Annotated in this window: 13 protein-coding genes and 2 riboswitches; of the genes, 1 reads left to right on the top strand and 12 read right to left on the bottom strand. The window is 42.5% G+C overall.

What is annotated here, in order from left to right; translation table 11 throughout:
- Nucleotides 1-3: 3 nt before the first annotated feature.
- From NCY30_RS02170 to NCY30_RS02115, 12 genes are all read right to left on the bottom strand, one after another.
- The gene (locus NCY30_RS02170) at nucleotides 4-1,404 is read right to left on the bottom strand and encodes a glycine--tRNA ligase (protein WP_028087060.1); all 1,401 of its coding nucleotides are present in this window, start codon (nucleotides 1,402-1,404) and stop codon (nucleotides 4-6) included.
- A 74-nt stretch (nucleotides 1,405-1,478) separates the two neighbouring features.
- A complete protein-coding gene (gene recO, locus NCY30_RS02165) occupies nucleotides 1,479-2,198 on the bottom strand; it encodes a DNA repair protein RecO (protein ID WP_055181300.1) in 720 nt (239 codons plus the stop codon).
- The gene (locus NCY30_RS02160) at nucleotides 2,170-2,340 is read right to left on the bottom strand and encodes a hypothetical protein (RefSeq protein ID WP_155512084.1); all 171 of its coding nucleotides are present in this window, start codon (nucleotides 2,338-2,340) and stop codon (nucleotides 2,170-2,172) included. Before NCY30_RS02160 ends, recO begins: the two co-directional genes overlap by 29 nt.
- A 75-nt stretch (nucleotides 2,341-2,415) precedes the next feature.
- Nucleotides 2,416-3,312, bottom strand: a complete 897-nt coding sequence (gene era / locus NCY30_RS02155; protein ID WP_022415088.1) for a GTPase Era — start codon at nucleotides 3,310-3,312, stop codon at nucleotides 2,416-2,418.
- 33 nt (nucleotides 3,313-3,345) lie between these two features.
- Entirely contained in the window at nucleotides 3,346-6,267 is a 2,922-nt protein-coding gene (locus NCY30_RS02150; RefSeq protein ID WP_139010057.1) for an insulinase family protein, read from the bottom strand.
- A 235-nt stretch (nucleotides 6,268-6,502) separates the two neighbouring features.
- Complete coding sequence (locus tag NCY30_RS02145) at nucleotides 6,503-8,116, bottom strand: Na+/H+ antiporter NhaC family protein (RefSeq protein ID WP_171054418.1); 1,614 nt, start codon at nucleotides 8,114-8,116, stop codon at nucleotides 6,503-6,505.
- Nucleotides 8,117-8,298: 182 nt separating this feature from the next.
- A riboswitch (Lysine riboswitch) is annotated at nucleotides 8,299-8,484 on the bottom strand.
- A 146-nt stretch (nucleotides 8,485-8,630) separates the two neighbouring features.
- A complete protein-coding gene (gene nifJ / locus NCY30_RS02140) occupies nucleotides 8,631-12,173 on the bottom strand; it encodes a pyruvate:ferredoxin (flavodoxin) oxidoreductase (RefSeq protein WP_139010055.1) in 3,543 nt (1,180 codons plus the stop codon).
- A gap of 186 nt (nucleotides 12,174-12,359) precedes the next feature.
- Complete coding sequence (locus NCY30_RS02135; protein WP_022415084.1) at nucleotides 12,360-13,940, bottom strand: ABC1 kinase family protein; 1,581 nt, start codon at nucleotides 13,938-13,940, stop codon at nucleotides 12,360-12,362.
- 14 nt (nucleotides 13,941-13,954) lie between these two features.
- Complete coding sequence (locus NCY30_RS02130) at nucleotides 13,955-14,368, bottom strand: phasin family protein (RefSeq protein ID WP_250818439.1); 414 nt, start codon at nucleotides 14,366-14,368, stop codon at nucleotides 13,955-13,957.
- A 21-nt stretch (nucleotides 14,369-14,389) separates the two neighbouring features.
- Nucleotides 14,390-14,767 (bottom strand): diacylglycerol kinase, encoded by a 378-nt coding sequence (locus NCY30_RS02125; protein ID WP_028087068.1) that lies wholly within the window; start codon nucleotides 14,765-14,767, stop codon nucleotides 14,390-14,392.
- 249 nt (nucleotides 14,768-15,016) lie between these two features.
- Complete coding sequence (locus NCY30_RS02120) at nucleotides 15,017-16,474, bottom strand: alanine/glycine:cation symporter family protein (RefSeq protein ID WP_284709548.1); 1,458 nt, start codon at nucleotides 16,472-16,474, stop codon at nucleotides 15,017-15,019.
- Nucleotide 16,475: 1 nt separating this feature from the next.
- Nucleotides 16,476-16,580, bottom strand: a riboswitch (glycine riboswitch).
- Nucleotides 16,581-16,811: 231 nt separating this feature from the next.
- Nucleotides 16,812-17,345, bottom strand: coding sequence for a DUF3877 family protein (locus NCY30_RS02115; RefSeq protein WP_250818438.1), 534 nt, complete (start codon nucleotides 17,343-17,345; stop codon nucleotides 16,812-16,814).
- Between the two features lie 147 nt (nucleotides 17,346-17,492).
- Here NCY30_RS02115 and NCY30_RS02110 point away from each other — a divergent pair, with 147 nt between their 5' ends.
- Nucleotides 17,493-18,758 (top strand): dihydroorotase, encoded by a 1,266-nt coding sequence (locus NCY30_RS02110; RefSeq protein WP_022415080.1) that lies wholly within the window; start codon nucleotides 17,493-17,495, stop codon nucleotides 18,756-18,758.
- Nucleotides 18,759-19,129 lie beyond the last annotated feature (371 nt).

Below are 19,129 nucleotides of genomic sequence, written 5' to 3'. Positions count from 1 at the left end.
TTCTTACCACTCGAATTTCTTCTCAAAGTAAGCATCCAGATCTTCAATCTTGATTCTTTCCTGTTCCATGGTATCTCTGTCACGGACAGTTACTGCTCCGTCTTCTTCAGAATCGAAATCGTATGTTACACAGAATGGTGTTCCGATCTCGTCCTGACGACGGTAACGTTTTCCGATATTTCCACGGTCATCATATTCGCAGTTGTATTTCTTGCTTAACTGTGCAAATACTTTCTCTGCGCCTTCATTCAGCTTCTTAGAAAGCGGAAGCACACCGATCTTAACCGGTGCCAGTGCCGGATGGAAGTGAAGAACCGTACGTGTATCAGGCTTCTCCTCTGTTCCGATCTCTTCTTCATCATAAGCACTGCAAAGGAATGCAAGTACCATACGGTCTGCACCGAGTGACGGCTCGATAACGTATGGGATGTATTTTTCCTTTGTCTCATCATCAAAGTATGTCAGATCCTGTCCGGATACATTCTGATGCTGTGTTAAGTCGTAATCTGTACGGTCAGCGATTCCCCACAGTTCTCCCCATCCGAATGGGAATAAGAACTCAACGTCTGTTGTTGCTTTACTGTAGAAAGAAAGCTCTTCTTTATCATGATCACGGTAACGTACTTCATCATCTTTCAGTCCTAATGCAGACAGCCAGTTCAGACAGAACTTCTTCCAATAATCAAACCATTCAAGGTCTGTGTCCGGTTTGCAGAAGAATTCCAGTTCCATCTGTTCGAACTCTCTGGTACGGAATGTAAAGTTACCAGGTGTGATCTCGTTACGGAATGATTTACCGATCTGTCCGATACCAAATGGCAGTTTCTTTCTGGATGTACGCTGTACATTCTTGAAGTTTACGAAGATTCCCTGTGCAGTCTCCGGACGGAGATATACCGTATTCTTCGCATCCTCTGTTACTCCCTGGAATGTCTTGAACATCAGGTTGAACTGACGGATATCTGTAAAGTCATGCTTTCCACATGTCGGACATGGGATCTGATTCTCATCGATAAAGTTCTTCATCTGCTCCTGTGTCCATGCATCTACCGCACCATCCAGTTCAATGTTATTCTCTGCACAATAATCTTCGATGACTTTATCCGCACGGAAACGTTCGTGACACTGTTTACAATCCATCAGAGGATCACTGAATCCTCCGAGATGTCCACTTGCGATCCATGTCTGTGGATTCATAAGGATCGCACAGTCCACACCTACATTGAACGGAGATTCCTGAATGAATTTCTTCCACCATGCTTTTTTTACATTGTTTTTCAATTCTACTCCGAGATTACCATAATCCCATGTATTTGCAAGCCCGCCATAGATCTCAGATCCCGGATATACAAATCCTCTTGCTTTCGCCAATGAAACGATCTTATCCATAGTCTTTTCTGCCATTTTTTTATCCTCACCTTCTAAAAATATTCATAATTGTAATTAATTATAGCGTCTGACTTCTTTGTTTTCAAGCCTTATCGCACAATTGTTTCCAATATCTCCAATGATTTGAAGCGTTTTCCCAGATATTCATCCAGATATGCTTTTGTAAGTTTCTTCAGTTCTTTCAGCACATCTTCTTTTACCACGAAAGTATATAGTTTCTCAACCGGAGAACACACGATGTACTGCAGTGTATATAATGTCGACGGAAGCAGCCGGATTCCATCGGAAATATGTCCGGCACACTGCGTGCATATCACACCACCCCGCCGTATACTGAACACTTTTTCCCGCTCTCTGTCCCCGCACATAATACATTCCATCACCTGCGGTCCTTCCCCGTTCACGGTAATTGTCTTCAACTCATAGATGCATCGTATCAGTTCATTCGGAATATGGACATTCGTCAACGCTCGCAGCGTCTGATACAGAAGTTTCAGCATCTCTGTCTCATCATTCGCCTCTCTTGCATAATATCCCGCCAGATCCATAAAATAGAATCCATAATACGCACCTTCTACATCTGTACGCAGTTCCTGGAAATAATTGGAAATAGAGGCCGACACCAGTGTGTAGGATGTCCGCCCCTCATACACAGTAAACTCTCCAAAAGAAAAAGGGCTCGTCACTCCCATCAGTGCGCTGTTCGGTCTTCTTGCACCGCGTGCGAATGCCGAGATCTTCCCTCTTTCCCTGGTCAGTATTACCACTCGTCTGTCATATTCACCTATCGGTGCTGCTGTCAGTATCATGCCAGTCAGTGTAATCTGATTTACCAATTGTATCTCCTTCTTTGTATCTGTTCATCGTCTCCTCACAGATACGCATTCCCTTATAATACAGATAATCTTCTATCTTTCCCGTTGTGACGAATCTGTCCCAGTACTCTTCCATATGATCACCTCATCCTTTGCCAGGGCATATTTTTTCTAATGCTCCAAGATTAGGTTCTCCCATGGATACTGCTTTTTATTCGTCCTCGCGGTATCCAAAATTTTTCATCAGGAATTCACTGTCTCTCCAGTCTTTCTTTACTTTGACCCAGAGCTTGAGATTGACCTGCTGATCCAGCATTTTCTCGATCTCATAACGTGCAGTACTTCCGATCTTTTTCAACATACTTCCTTTTTTACCAATAATTATCCCCTTGTGTGAATCGCGCTCACAGATAATTGTTGCATCGATGTGCATCACTTTATTTCTGACTTTCATACTGTCGATGGCAACTGCGATACCGTGCGGAATCTCTTCCTGCAAGCAGTGCAGTGCTTTTTCACGGATCAGTTCGGCCACAATCTGACGCTCCGGCTGATCTGTAATGGTATCTTCATCATAGAACTGTGGTCCGTACGGAAGGTATTTCATGATCACTTTTACAAGCTCATCGGTATTGTCACCGTTTCTCGCAGATACCGGAACGATTTCTGCAAAGTCATAGACATCTTTGTACGCAGCGATTGAAGGAAGAATCTCTTCCTTCTTCACGCTGTCGATCTTATTGATGACCAGAACGACCGGTGTCTTTACCTTTTTAAGCTGGCTGATGATATGCTGTTCACCTGCTCCGATAAATGTTGTCGGCTCTACCAGCCAGAGCACCACGTCAACTTCATTCAATGTACGTTCTGCCACATTGACCATATACTCCCCAAGCTTGTTCTTTGCTTTATGGATTCCCGGTGTATCCACGAACACAATCTGACCGTCATCTGTTGTAAGTACGGTCTGGATACGGTTACGTGTCGTCTGTGGTTTATTCGATGTAATCGCGATCTTCTGTCCGATCAGCTGGTTCATCAGAGTTGATTTTCCAACGTTTGGACGACCGATCAATGTTACGAATCCTGATTTATAATCCTTTTTCATATTTTCTCCTGTTCTTTTATCCGTTGAAGACAACTAAAATGTCGTCACATTTTTAAACATATCTTTTGCTTCTTCTATCTTCTCTTCGCTTCCGATCACGCAGACCTGTCCGGCTTTCATCACTGCCTCTACGACATCCGCCAGTTTCCGGATATCTTCCTGTCCTGCCTCAAGGATCTGCAGACGCTCTTTCTTGATTGTCTCTGCACTGACTTTATTCATGTACAGATTGAACGAACGGTCTCCTTTTGCAGACGGTGTCATCGGCTGGTCAATATTACTCATAGTTCCGATAATATATTTATTCATATCACGATCGCTGACGGTAAAGTTTCTCAGATAATCGGCAATGCCTTCGTAAACTTCCATCGTTCTTTCCAGGTTCGGATCACGGTAAGATACAAAATAGCCCTCTCCGGTACGGCTGAATCCGCTCATGCAGCCATAAGCGCCGCCTTTGACACGGATATTCTGCCACAGGTAATCATAGCTTAAGATCACCTTTAAGATCTGCAATGCACCCGTATAATCTGCCCCGTTATCAATAAAGTTGCCGACTCTTGCCACATACTGAACTTTGGAAGCAGTCTTGAATCCTTCATTCTTCATCTCACAGTGCAGTACGCATCTGGTATCTTCCACCGGATCTTCGAACATTGCTTTCTTCAGACCTTCTACCAGCTCTTCCATGCCGTTCAGGCCCTCTTTTGCAGCCGTGTAACTGATCATCATATTGTCTGCACGGAACAGCTTATGGGCCAGCATCTGAAGCTTCTGTACCAATACGTCTTTTTCTTCTTCAAAATGTTCCTCGATATAAGCGATCTTATCATAGAACTCGATACCGCTTGTCATGTCTTTTAACTTAGATGACGGAGATGCATAAGACATCGCACGAAGCACTGCTGTTGTATGTCCGGATGACTGGAATTTCATAAGAAGTCTTGACTTCTGCATCGCAAGAATCTCTCTGATTCTCTTGGTATCTCCCAGTTTCGAACGTGTCAGGATCTCCTTCATCATCCGGAATACGACTGGCAGTTTCTGATATAATGCCTTTCCTTTGATTTCAAATGTTGCTTTGAATTCTTTTTCCGGCACTTTGGAAATGTCTGTATACAGTTCCAGTGATGTTCCGATACCGCCGGTATGCACGTTGATCTCATTAAAGAGTTCTCCGTACTTATAATTCTCGGTATCAATGACTCCAAGTACTCCCTGCAGGATTCCGACATACGGAAGATCTGCTTCTTCCACACCTGACATATCGAATAACACATCCACGTATCCGATGCCATTTGTCTCAATCTCATGGTATACTACCGGTACATCTGCGATTCTTTTTTCTTCATTGATGATTGGCTCAATCTCTTTTGAAATATCTTCTCTTGAAAGAACCGGGATCTTCTCAAGATCTTCTACTGCATCCGGTGCTGACTGATATGCCTCTAATGCATTGGAACGCTCTACCAGTTCTTTTCTTTCTTCTTCTGTAAGACTTTCTTTGTATGCCTGCAACTTCTCCTGAAGTTCTTTGTCCATTCTTGCAGTACGTCCTTTTTCCGGCTTGATCAGCACAATCGCACCGTGCGTATTCTCTAACAGATATTTGCGGATCAGTTCTTCATAATATCCTGTTCCGACCTGTGCCTTTAAGAACTCGAATGTATCCAGCGCTTCGATATGGATAAATGGTTTTTCGTCATCGTATAACCAGCTGTCCATAATCTGCAGTCCGTACATCAGTCCCTTCGGATAACCTCCGAAATCCGCCTCTCTGTAACGGAACTCATTATAATTGATTCCGGCTTCGAGAGCTTTCTTATCCATTCCATTTTCAACAATATCTTTTAATGTATCCTCGATTACTTTCACAAATGCTTCTTTCTGTTCTACATTCGCATTCTTCGCAATGACAGAAAAGATCGGCTGATAAATTCCGTTGTCATACGATCCCATAATGTCTTTTCCGATCCCGGCATCCGTAAGTGCTCTCTTAAGCGGTGCTCCCGGTGCAGATAACAATGCATAATCCAATACTTCAAATGCCAGATACAGCTTCTCATCCAGGCTTGTTCCAATGACTTTATTGTAAGAAATGTAAGTATTATCCTCTTCTGATTCATCGCTTGCTATGGAATATGGCATCTCTTTTTCGATCACTTTATCAAATGGTTCCTGATAGCGGATCTTGGAATCTACCGGCGCATAGTCGAATTTGCTCAGATATTCCTGATCCAGCCAGTTTAATTTTTCTTCCATGTCCATATTTCCATACAGGTAAATGTAACTGTTTGACGGATGATAATATCTTCTGTGGAAATCCAGGAACTGCTCATACGTAAGTTCCGGAATCACTTCCGGATCCCCGCCAGATTCGTTCGCATATGAGGTATCCGGGAACAGTGTATTCAATACCACTCTGTCCAGCACACCTTCCGGTGAAGAGAATGCTCCCTTCATCTCATTATATACAACACCGTTGTAAGCCAGATCATCTTCCAGAGAATCCATCTTGTAGCTCCAGCCTTCCTGACGGAAGATCTCTTCATGCTGATAAATATTCGGATAGAATACCGCATCCATATATACATGCATCAGATTCTGGAAATCCTTATCATTACAGCTTGCTACCGGGTAAACCGTCTTATCCGGATAAGTCATTGCATTTAAAAATGTATTCAGTGAACCCTTTACCAGTTCTACGAACGGATCCTTCGCCGGGAAATTCTTAGATCCACACAGTACGGAATGTTCCATGATATGTGGTACTCCGGTACTGTCTGACGGCGGTGTACGGAATCCGATATTGAATACCTTGTTGTCATCATCATTTTCTATCAGTAAGATCCTTGCCCCGCTCTTCTTATGCTTTAACAGCATTCCGTGGGATTTGATCCCTTTTAAATCTTCTTCCTTTACTAATTCGTAAGCACTTAAGTCTTTTACACTCATGAATTTCTATGTTCTCCTTTCGTCTGCAATCTTCCATTTTCCCAAAGCAGAAGATTCTTCTGCCCCGCAATATATCTACTGGAATAATTGCCACTCATGCAAGATATTATAACACCTTTCTTATTATTCTGCACCTATCAAAAAAAGACTCCAAAGCAACTTTTGCGCCACATACTTTTATGCAAGGCAAAGAGTCTTTGAAGTCTCTGCTAATTTTAATTTTTTAACAAATCATTTATGAATGGCTTTCTGTTCTCTTCTTCATGAGCAGTAAAGCTGCTACCAGAAGTACCATACCGATTGGAAGACAGATCAATGCATTCTGAACAAATCCGGCAATTACATAAGTAATGCAGGAAACAACTGCAACGGTTGCCGCATACGGTAACTGTGTCGTTACATGGTTGACATGATTACACTGCGCTCCCGCGGATGCCATGATCGTTGTATCCGAAATAGGCGAACAATGATCTCCACATACAGCTCCCGCCATACAAGCTGAGATAGAGATGATCATCATAGTCTCGTTCGTTCCCTGGAATACCGCTACTACGATCGGAATCAGGATTCCGAATGTTCCCCATGATGTTCCAGTTGCAAATGCAAGGAAGCATCCTACGAGGAAGATAATTGCAGGCAGGAAGTTTAATAATCCTCCAGCTGCGGACTGCATAACATTAGCCACATACTCTGCTGCGCCAAGACTGTCTGTCATTGCTTTTAATGTCCATGCAAATGTCAGGATCAGGATTGCAGGTACCATAGCCTTGAATCCTTCCGGAACACATTCCATAGATTCACGGAACTTAAGTACTTTTCTAAGTGCATAGAATACAACCGTAACAACCAATGCGAAGAAACTTCCAAGCATCAGACCTACCGATGCATCACTTGCCGAAAATGCTTTAACAAAGCCTGTTCCACTAAAGAAGCCTCCTGTATAAAGCATACCGCAGATGCAGAAAATGATCAGGACCACTATCGGGAATACCAGATCGATCACTTTTCCCTTTTCTTTTACGATCTCATTCTCAGCATTTGCATATGGCCTGTCCGGTGTAGTATAGATATCACCCTTTACAGCATTATCTTCATGTAATTTCATCGGGCCATAATCAATCTTAAGCACTACGATCAAAACCATTGCAAGAATTGTGAGTAAAGCATAATAGTTATATGGAATCGCACGCATAAAAATAGAAAATCCATCTTCACCTTTTACAAATCCTGTTACAGCCGCTGCCCATGATGAGATTGGAGCGATGATACATACCGGTGCCGCTGTCGCATCGATCAGATACGCCAGTTTTGCACGTGATACATTGTGCTTATCTGTGATCGGACGCATAACACTTCCAACTGTCAGGCAGTTAAAATAATCATCAATAAAGATCAGGATTCCAAGCACGATCGTTGCAAGCTGTGCCCCAACTCTTGTCTTGATGTGAATACTAGCCCAACGCCCAAATGCTGCCGAACCTCCTGCATTATTCATCATGCAGACCATAATTCCAAGAATAACCAGGAATACCAGGATTCCCATATTATAGCTATCTGTCAGTACTCCTACGATTCCATCTTCAAATATATGCAATACTGCCTTTTCAAAATGGAAATTAGACCAGAAGATTCCTCCGATCGCAATTCCGACAAACAAGGAACTATACACTTCTTTCGTGATCAGTGCAAGACCAATTGCCACAATTGGGGGTACCAGTGCCCAGAATGATGAATACATCTTTGGTACATACTCTTTTCCTCCATCTGCCGCAAATACGGTAATTGCACCGCATGCAAAGATCATGAGGCAGGTGAGTACGGCAAAGAGTAATTTTTTTCTTTTTCTCATAACTCTCTCCTTCGTTTTTTTCCAAAAAAATACCATGAACAATTTCCTCTGCGTGGATTGCTCATGGCATATATCATCTTATAAGCAGGACATCCGTATTTTCAGATCATTCAACACTTCATTTATGTCCTCTATATAACTCTAAATACAAATTACATAATTAAACTCTTATATCTTCTATATACTCCGATAGCGCTCCACTTACTGAAGTGACAGTCCGCAGCATATTCTGCTGCGTCCCAGGAAGTATATCTCGAATATAATAAGGGATGATATCTTCCTTCGGCAGTTTTCCCTTTCAGGCAGAAATGATTTCCCTTTATCTGTTATTCTGCCTTACTGATGAAACCTGCGCCTCTATCTAGTCTCATTATTCATATAATAATATTTTTATCATCTTTGATCTATTTTGTCAATACAATATGGCAAATGCATGGCAACGCAAAACTCTCGCAGATCCTTTCGAATCTGCGGGAGTCATGATTTATACTATTCTATTGCTAATCAGATATGATTACTCCTCTACTTTGTAAAGGTCTGCCAGTTTTGACAGGTAATCGTATCTTTCCATAGCCTCTGCCTCATTCTTAGCGAAGAGTCTTGCAGCCTTTTCCGGATTAGCTCTCTTAAGAGCATTGTAACGAACTTCTCCGTCAAGGAATGCCTGGTAATCTTCTTCCTTAGGCTGTTTGCTGTCAAGAGTGAACTTGCTTCCCTTTTCAGCTGCTGGATTGAATCTGAAGTTGTTCCAGTATCCGCATTCTACTGCTAACTGTTCCTCTGTCTGAGCTTTGCTCATACCCTTCTTGATACCATGGTTGATACATGGAGCGTATGCGATGATCAGAGATGGTCCCGGATAAGCCTCAGCCTCTGCAATTGCTTTTACAGTCTGGTTGAAGTCTCCACCCATAGCGATCTGTGCAACGTATACATATCCATAGCTCATAGCCATGCTTGCAAGGTCTTTCTTCTTCGTCTCTTTTCCGCCTGCTGCGAACTGAGCTGTAGCACCAGTCTTAGTAGCCTTAGAAGACTGTCCACCTGTGTTAGAGTAAACCTCTGTATCGAATACCATGATGTTGATGTCTTCACCACTTGCTAATACGTGGTCAACTCCACCGAATCCGATATCGTAAGCCCATCCGTCACCACCGAAGATCCACTGAGATTTCTTACCGAGGAAGTCTTTATTCTTAACGATGTCTTTGCATGTATCACAGTCACATCCGTCTAATGCTGCAACTAATTTATCTGTAGCATCTCCGTTTGTAATACCACATGTGAATGTATCGAGGTATTCCTGGCAAGCTGCCTTAACCTCTGCTGAAGCCTGCTCTGATGCTGCAACAGTTTCAACTTCTTCTTTCAGTCTCTTTCTGATTGCTTTCTGAGCAAGTAACATACCATATCCAAACTCTGCGTTGTCTTCGAACAGTGAGTTAGACCATGCAGGTCCCTGTCCCTTAGAGTTCATTGTGTATGGTGTAGACGGTGAAGAGTTACCCCAGATTGAAGAACATCCTGTTGCATTAGCGATGTACATTCTGTCACCAAATAACTGTGTGATCAGTTTTGCATAAGGTGTTTCTCCACAACCTGCACAAGCTCCTGAGAACTCAAGTAATGGCTGTTTGAACTGGCTTCCCTTAACTGTCTCTGGTTTGAATTTAGCAACAACTTCTGGTTTAACCTCGATCTCACGTCCGAAATCAAAGATATCCTGCTCTGCTGCATTTTCTTCCATGTTTGCCATAACAAGAGCTTTTTCACCCTTCTTACCTGGACATACATTTACACAAGATCCACATCCTGTACAGTCATAAGCTGATACAGTCATAGTGAATTTCATTCCCGGCATACCGATCATATCGATAGCTTTTGTTCCTTCTGGAGCTTTTGCAAGCTCTTCCTCTGTAAGTGCTACCGGACGGATAACTGCATGTGGGCAGACATATGCACAACGGTTACACTGGATACAGTTTTCTGACTGCCATACAGGGATATCTACTGCGATACCACGTTTCTCATATGCTGCACTACCTGATGGTGTAGATCCATCTGCATAGTCAGTAAATGTAGATACTGGCAGAGTATTTCCTTCCTGAGCATTAACCTTAGACTGGATGTTCTTAACGAATGCTACAACATCGTCTTTTCCACCCTTAACTTCTGGTGTGAATAATCCTTCGTCTTCACAAGATTTCCAAGATTCCGGAACTTCGATCTCAACTACCTGTTTAGCACCGGCATCGATAGCATCGTAGTTCATCTGTACGATCTTGTCACCTTTTCTTCCGTAAGTAGCTTTTGCAGCTTTCTTCATCAGATCGATTGCTTCTTCTTCCGGAATGATAGATGCCAGTTTGAAGAATGCTGACTGAAGGACTGTATTGATACGTCCGCCAAGTCCGATCTCTTTACCGATCTTGATACCATCAATTGTGTAGAACTTGATGTTGTGATCAGCGATGAATGCTTTTACCTGTCCTGGTAAATGTTTCTCAAGACCTTCCATGTCCCAAGAGCAGTTCAGAAGGAATGTTCCTCCGTCAACTAATTCCTGAACCATGTTGTATTTGTTTACATAAGATGGGTTGTGACATGCTACAAAGTTAGCCTTGTGAATCAGGTAAGTAGATTTGATTGGCTTCTTACCGAAACGCAGGTGAGACATTGTAACACCACCAGACTTCTTAGAGTCATAGTCGAAGTAAGCCTGTGCATACATGTCAGTATTGTCACCGATGATCTTGATAGAGTTCTTGTTAGCTCCTACAGTACCGTCAGCTCCAAGTCCCCAGAACTTACAGTTGATTGTTCCTTCTGGTGTTGTAACCAGTGGTGCACCAACTTCAAGTGAAAGATTTGTAACATCATCGTTGATACCGATTGTGAATCTTTCTTTGTCTGCGTTGTTGAATACTGCAACGATCTGTGCAGGTGTTGTATCTTTAGATCCTAATCCGTAACGTCCGCCGTTAACCGGTACTGCGTCGAACTTAGATCCCTTTAATGCAGAAACAACATCCAGGTATAATGGCTCTCCCTGAGCTCCTGGTTCTTTTGTTCTGTCAAGTACATTGATGTATTTTACTGTGTCAGGAATTGCATCAATTAATGCCTGTGCACAGAATGGTCTGTAAAGACGAACCTTAACAACACCAACTTTTTCCCCAGCTGCTGTTAAGTAGTCGATTGTCTCTTCGATTGTGTCACATACAGAACCCATAGCGATGATAACTTTCTCTGCATCTGCTGCTCCGTAGTAGTTGAAGAGTTTGTAGTCCGTTCCGATCTTCTCGTTAACTTTATCCATGTACTCCTGTACGATAGCCGGCATAGCGTCGTAGTATGGGTTACATGCTTCTCTTGCCTGGAAGAAGATATCCGGGTTCTGAGCTGAACCTCTCTGGCATGGGTGATTTGGATTCAGTGCATGATTTCTGAATGCATCGATTGCGTCCATATCTACCAGATCTTTCAGATCTTCATAATCCCATGTCTCAATCTTCTGAATCTCGTGTGATGTACGGAATCCATCGAAGAAGTTGATGAATGGAAGTTTTCCTTTTAATGCTGCACAGTGTGCAACTGGTGTTAAGTCCATAACTTCCTGTACGCTGGATTCGCAAAGCATTGCTGCACCAGTCTGACGACAGGCGTAAACATCAGAGTGATCTCCGAAGATATTCAGTGCGTGGCTTGCAAGCGCACGAGCGGATACGTTAAATACTCCAGGAAGCTGTTCTCCTGCTACTTTATATAAGTTAGGAATCATTAACAGAAGTCCCTGTGATGCTGTAAATGTTGTTGTCAGAGCACCAGCAGAAAGAGATCCGTGTACTGCTCCTGCAGCACCAGCTTCTGACTGCATCTCTGTTACCTGAACAGTCTGTCCAAATATGTTCTTTCTTCCTTCTGTAGCCCATTCATCTACATGTTCCGGCATAACTGATGATGGTGTAATAGGGTAAATTGCTGCAACTTCTGTATATGCATATGAAGCATGAGCTGCGGCCTGGTTACCATCCATGGTCTTCATTTTTCTTGCCATTTTCGTTGTTCCTCCTTGATAATAGTACAAATCATATATTGACGTGTATGGTTTTATTATATCTCCTGTCTATGGAAAAGTCTAGTTATTCTCTTGGTTATTTTGTTCATTTTTAGGTACAAATGCGGATTCTTGTAGCATTTTGTCGGGCATATTTGCCCATAAAACTGAGAATAAATCCCAAATTCATTTGGAAAGAATATGCTTAATAAGCACATACATCACAATCGCAAATGCAAATAAATACCCAATCGCACCAATTGCCGGGATTCCGCAGATCTTCGGGCTCATATTGGTAGTGCAGATAATGCTTGAACTGATCAGCAATGCCATCACCCACAATCCCATTACCACATTCCGCACCAGACGCCTCAGTAACTGTGCCAGATCGTTGGATGCATGCAGATCCAGGTTAACTCTTGTCTGACCTTTCATCAGACCATGTAGTGCATCCGCCGCAAGTCCCGGGACTTCTACTGCTTTATGCATCGAACGGTAAAGATTCTTTCCTGCATGTTTTAATTCTTTTTTCCAATCCAGATCTTTCCACATACTCTCTGAAATATGTCTGGATGCGATCTCGATCATATTGATCTGTGGAGCAATGTCTGCAAGCACGCCTTCCATGTTAGTCAATCCTCTTGCCAGCATCGTCAGACCATGCGGCATACGGATCTTATTTTCCTTCATCACTTCCATAAGATCCATCATCACTTCTGCAACATCGATCTCTCCCATATCTAAGGACCCATACTTCGACATCAGTTCACTGATATCTTCATACAATACGCTCTGATCTGGTTTCTCTTTAAATTCACCCAGTGCCATGACTGCTTCCTGGATCATGCCGATATCATTTTCTGCAATGCCGCGGATTGCTTTTCCGATCAGTTCTTTATCCCGTTCGGTCAGTCTTCCCATCATTCCCATATCGATCCATACAATCTTGCCATCCTGGATCTTTACATTTCCCGGGTGGGGATCTGCATGGAAGAAACCGTCTTCCATCACCTGTTTGATATAATTATCGATCAGCTTGATCCCTATCTCTTCCAGATCGTATCCGCCTGCCAGAAGTTTCTCTTTATCATCGATTGCAGGCCCTTCGATGTATTCCATGACCAGCACATGCATGGTTGTATATTCCTGATATAGTTTCGGTGTTCTTACATATACGACATCCGCATTCCGTCTGGCAAACTCTTCCATATTCGATGCTTCGGTGAGAAAATTCATCTCTTCCCGTGTCACATTCCAAAGTTCATCCAGTACCTGGTCGAAGTCAGCCATTCCTTTCAGACTGATCGGCGGCATCAGCTTTACTGCCTTCCGAAGGAGTCCGATATCTCTTGCCATAATTTCATAAATACCTGTTCGCTGAACCTTGATAACAACCTGTTCACCGCTGAGCAGTTCTGCTCTGTGGACCTGTGCAATGGATGCTGATCCCAGTGGTGTATCGGAAATAAATGCAAATATTTCATTCCACGGACAACCATATGCCTGTTCGATCACTTCTTTTACTTCCGGAAATTCCATCGGAGTTACTTCTGAACGCAGACACATCAGTTCATCACAATATCTTTTCGGTAAAATGTCTGAATGCAGTGACATAATCTGACCGATTTTAATATAAGTAGGCCCCAGATCCTCCAGTATCATCCGGAGTTTCTGAGGCGTAATTCCCCTGGTGATTCCATATTTATGAAGTACGGATGTAATCTCCTTTAACCTGGTACGGTATTCTTTGGATTCTCCCTTACTCATGAACCTGTTCCTCTTTAAATATCTTCGTTCTCAGCTGTCTCTTCTTCCGCTGCTTTCTCTGCCGCATCTTCGCATACGGATTCGTCTGTCACATCTTCTACCGTCTCTGCTGCTTCAAATTCTTCCTGTTTTTTCTCCATCTCATCAATTCTCTGTTTCAACAATGCCATCTGTTTCGGAGTCATCTTATCCAAAAGCTCATCCAGTTCTTCCGGTGAAGATGTTTTTACTTTTACATTCACTTTTTCTTTTACTGTCGACTTGATGTTATGCTTAAGTTCTTCATTCAGTGCTTTGCCCTGTTCAACAGTCAGCTCACCCTTTTTCACCATCTCATCCAGAAGTTCTTTTGATTTCTCTCCTGTGACTGCAACTGCTCCGATTCCTGCAAGTAATACTTTCTTTAATCCGCTTCCTAATTTTTCCATAGGTCGTTCTCCTTTCGATGTCTATATAGACAGGCTTTCCAAAAGCTTTGGAATAAATATGATCATCCCTGCAATTGCTGCCATGATTGCCGCGATCAATACTGCTCCGGCCGCCGCATCTTTGGCAAGCTTTGCAAGCGGCTTTCTCTCTTCCGTGACCAGATCAACCACTGCTTCTACCGCCGTATTCACCATTTCCAATGCCATGACAAGACCAAACAATGTCAGGCAGATACACCACTCTACCGGTGTAATATGAAATACGAATCCTGCGATCACCACACAAACCATTGCCACACAATGAATCTTCATATTCCGTTCCTTCGTTACCACTGCAAATATTCCGGCAAATGCATAACCGAAGCTTTTATACAATGGATCTTTCTTTTGTTTCTTCATTTTTGCACCTGTCCTTTGTTTTCTTACATTTTAACACATTTTGCACAAATTTACACAAACATTGTATGTATTTTGTTTTATTTTAGAAATAATACGGACTTTTAAAGAAAAGTATGACCTTTTATAAATTCTGCATCCAGCATATTTTTTCTATCAAAATAAGAGGACAAAAATAAATACAGGGATTCTGCTTCTTATACCAAAATCCCTGTATTTTATCACCATATGCTCTACAGAACTTATATTCTATTATGCATTCTCTGCATTCATTCCTTTGAGAATTCTCTGATTCTTCTCTTCCACATTCAGCTTTTCCGTAAATGCTTTCGTTTCTTTTACTATGACTTTGCTGAGCGCAAGCAAGGCTATCAGATTCGGGATTGCCATCAATGCATTGAAGATATCTGCGATATTCCATACTGCCGCAACCGTCATATATGGTCCGATGAATACACATATAATATAAAGCCATCTATACGCTCTTACAGCTTTCATATTCTTATTAAACAGATATTCCAGGCATCGTTCTCCGTAATAATCCCATCCAAGAATCGTTGTAAATGCAAAGAATACCAGACAAATCATCAATGCAAAGGATGCCACAACCGGCGGGAACGGAAGTCCCTTCTGGAAGGCCGCTGTCGTAATTTCCACACCTTCCAGTCCCGTATTCCATGTTCCTGTTATGACAATAGAAAGTCCTGTCATCGTACAGATTACGATCGTATCAATAAATGTACCGGTCATTGACACCAGTCCCTGTCTTGCAGGTTCTTTGGTCTGTGCTGCAGCCGCTGCGATCGGTGCGCTTCCAAGTCCGGATTCATTCGAGAAGATTCCTCTGGCAATACCTTTCTGCATTGCTACGATCATACTTCCCATTGCACCACCGGCCAGTGCGCTTCCGGTAAATGCTGATTTTACAATTGTTACAATAGCTGCCGGAATTGCGGTAATATTTGTCACCATGATAATGACTGCCAATACTACATACAGAACCGCCATGAACGGAACGACGATCTCAGATACTTTTGCAATTCTCTTGATTCCACCTAATACAACCATTCCGACACATACCGTCAGTACCAGACAGGATATTACAGTTGCCCATGAATAATCATTTCCAAATAATGCTACTGTATGTGCCATGTTCGGATCAAAAAAGTTACGGACTGCAGATGAGATACCATTCACCTGTGTAAATGTACCGATTCCGAATAATCCAACCCCTGCTCCAAAGAATGCAAATATCTTTGCAAGCCATCTGAACTTTACACCCATTCCATTCTCAATATAATAGAATGGTCCGCCAAGTACATGCCCGTCTTCATCGATCGTACGGTATTTTACTGCCAGAAGACCTTCTGAATACTTTGTTGCCATTCCTAAAAATGCTGTCAGGATCATCCAGAATAACGCTCCTGGTCCACCTGCAGAAATTGCAGTTGCCACACCGACGATATTACCGGTACCGATTGTTGCCGATAATGCGGTACAAAGAGCTCCAAAGCTAGTTACTTCTCCGTGTCCATCTTCTTCATTTTTCACCATGAATTTTAACGCTTTCCCAAGATACCTTACCTGAAGAAGGCCCAAGCGCACAGTCAGAAAAATTCCTGTGACCAGAATTAAGATGATTAACGGAAGTCCCCATACGACTCCGTCAAACCATGTGATAAAAGTGTCAATACGTCCCAAAATTTCCATAATTCATTCCTCCATCCTTTTGCCTGAGAGATTTGCAGATCTGTTTTCTGCTTACACCTTCGGCGCTTTTCATTTCATTACGAAAAGACTCTCCTGAGTTTTTTATGATAACGTAATCGCATTGCAGCAAATTCGTCAAAGCAATTGTCATTATTTTGAGAATAAGTCCTCACCCAAATCGCTTTAGCACGTCTTTGCTTTAGCACGATGTAGTATAGCTTATCATGAATCTTTACATATAGCAAGATATTTTATAATTAAAAATGCAGGCAGCATTTATAAGTTATAATTATAATTCCTGTCTGCATCTGTATTTTTATTCTTTTCCGACTGCCTTTCAGAATCCGAAATCTGCATAATCTTCCGGCAAAAAACGGTGATAGATCACATGACACCCTTCGTCCTTAAAGCAGTAATAGTATTCGTCCTCATTTTCTTCCGGAAATCTTACCCAAAAGTCAAATTCTCCGTTGTGCATATCTCCCACCCTGATATCTTTTGCCTCTTTCTGAAATATCGCAAGGATATCTTCTTTTTTGATTCCGTGATTCATCATCAGCTCCACCAGCTTTTTGATGAATTCATTTTCTGCCGTATGTTCATGTACATAGACACTTCCCTGTTCCGGAATATGCAGGCAGAATCTGTCTTTTTTGTGCGTTACACAGATATCTCCGAGTTTTTTCTTTACTTCTTCCGGGAACTGTTCCAGACGTGTCTGCATCTCATCCACATCGTCATCCGCCTCAAAGAAATGATTGAGGGAAATCAATGGATAATACAAACGGATCTCTTCTTTCCGAAATCCAAGTTTTGCCTGTTCTTCTTTTATAATATCGATCAAATTTTTTTCCAAACGTTTAAATCCCATTTCTGTTCTACGTGCTCCTTTTATTTCTCATATATTCAGCTTTCCTGTTCCATGTCTCTTAATTGACAAGCCCATTTCCAATACATTATACTACATTTATAATATTTACTGTATTTTAACATCAGATTTTTAAGGAGGAAATTTATCATGATCATCAAACATGGACTTGTGGTTGATCCTGCATCTGGTCTGTCCGAGCATATGGATATACTGGTGAAGAACGGAAAAATTGCAAGAATCGCACCTGAAATTTCAGAAGATTCCGAGGAGATTCTAGAAGCCGGAGGACTCGTTGTCGGACCGGGACTCATCGATACACATGTACATTTCCGTGATCCGGGATTTACATATAAAGAAGATATCCATACAGGAGCAAAGGCATCTGCAAAAGGCGGGTTTACTACTGTAATCTGTATGGCGAATACATCCCCTACGGTCGACAATACAGACACCCTAAAAGATAATCTTGCACGTGCTTCCAAAGAAGATATCCGTATCTTCCAGGCTGCTGCAATCTCCCGTTCATTAAAGGGCCGGGACGAAGTAGACATGCTTGCATTAAAAGAAGCCGGGGCATGCGGATTTACCGATGACGGCATCCCTCTTCTGAATGCTGAGTTCTGCTATCAGGCGATGAAAAATGCCGCAAAGTTAAACGTTCCGATCAGTCTTCACGAAGAAGACCCGGCTTTTATCCGCAACAATGGAATCAATCATGGCAAAGTATCCGATGCACTCGGCATCTACGGTTCTCCATCCATTGCCGAAGAAGCACTGGTGGCAAGAGACTGTCTTCTGGCGCTCCGTTCCGGTGCAGATGTTGTAATCCAGCATATCAGTTCCGGTGTATCGATTGATCTGATCCGTACATACAAAAAACTGGGAGCAAAATTACACGCTGAGGCAACACCGCACCACTTCTCCTTAACAGAAGACGCTGTTTTGGAACATGGCACGCTGGCAAAGATGAATCCGCCGCTTCGTACGGAAAATGACCGCCAGCAGATTATTGCAGGACTCGCTGATGGAACTATTGACCTGATTGCTACGGATCATGCCCCACACAGCACAGAAGAAAAATCCAAACCGATCACAGAAGCCCCAAGCGGCATTATCGGTCTCGAGACCTCCCTTGCACTCGGTATCACCAACCTTGTAAAGCCCGGATATCTGACCATGATACAACTTCTGGAAAAAATGACAGTGAACCCGGCAAAGCTATACCATCTGCCTTACGGAACAATTCAGGAAGGTGCAGATGCAGACTTTGTTATATTTGACCCTGATGAAACATGGATCCCGAAAGAATATGCTTCCAAATCATCAAACTCACCATTTACCGGAGAGGAACTTACCGGTAAGGTGAAATATACGATCTGCGGAGGAAACATCGTATATTCTGATATAAAATAAGCTTGGGATTTAATTTATTAACTGGAGAAACGGCCTCTCAGTCCTTGAAGGAAACAATAGATAAGGCTTCTTGTTCAGGTTCCATACCATAAGAACCACTAAGAGAGTCAGAATCACCTAAAAGCAAAGGAACTACGCTCAAACTCGGCGTTCGCCTCAAACACGTTCGCTTCGTTCCTTTAACGGTGCTTCTGACTCTCTAACTGTTTCTAACGGCATTCCACATTCACAATAATCCTTATCTATTGTTTCCTTCAAGTCGTGACTGGCAGCGAATGTTAATAAATAAAATGCCCGGAAGTGTAACCCGGTGAAGGCCACTACGGTTACGCACTTGCCATTTCATTCTTAAGGTATTCGACACACACGGA

It is taken from the genome of Dorea sp. MB18-49 (assembly GCF_023669465.1).
Lineage (GTDB): Bacteria > Bacillota > Clostridia > Lachnospirales > Lachnospiraceae > Dorea_A > Dorea_A longicatena.
Note: the sequence above shows the minus strand (reverse complement) of the source record. Positions and strands in the feature narration are given on the sequence as shown.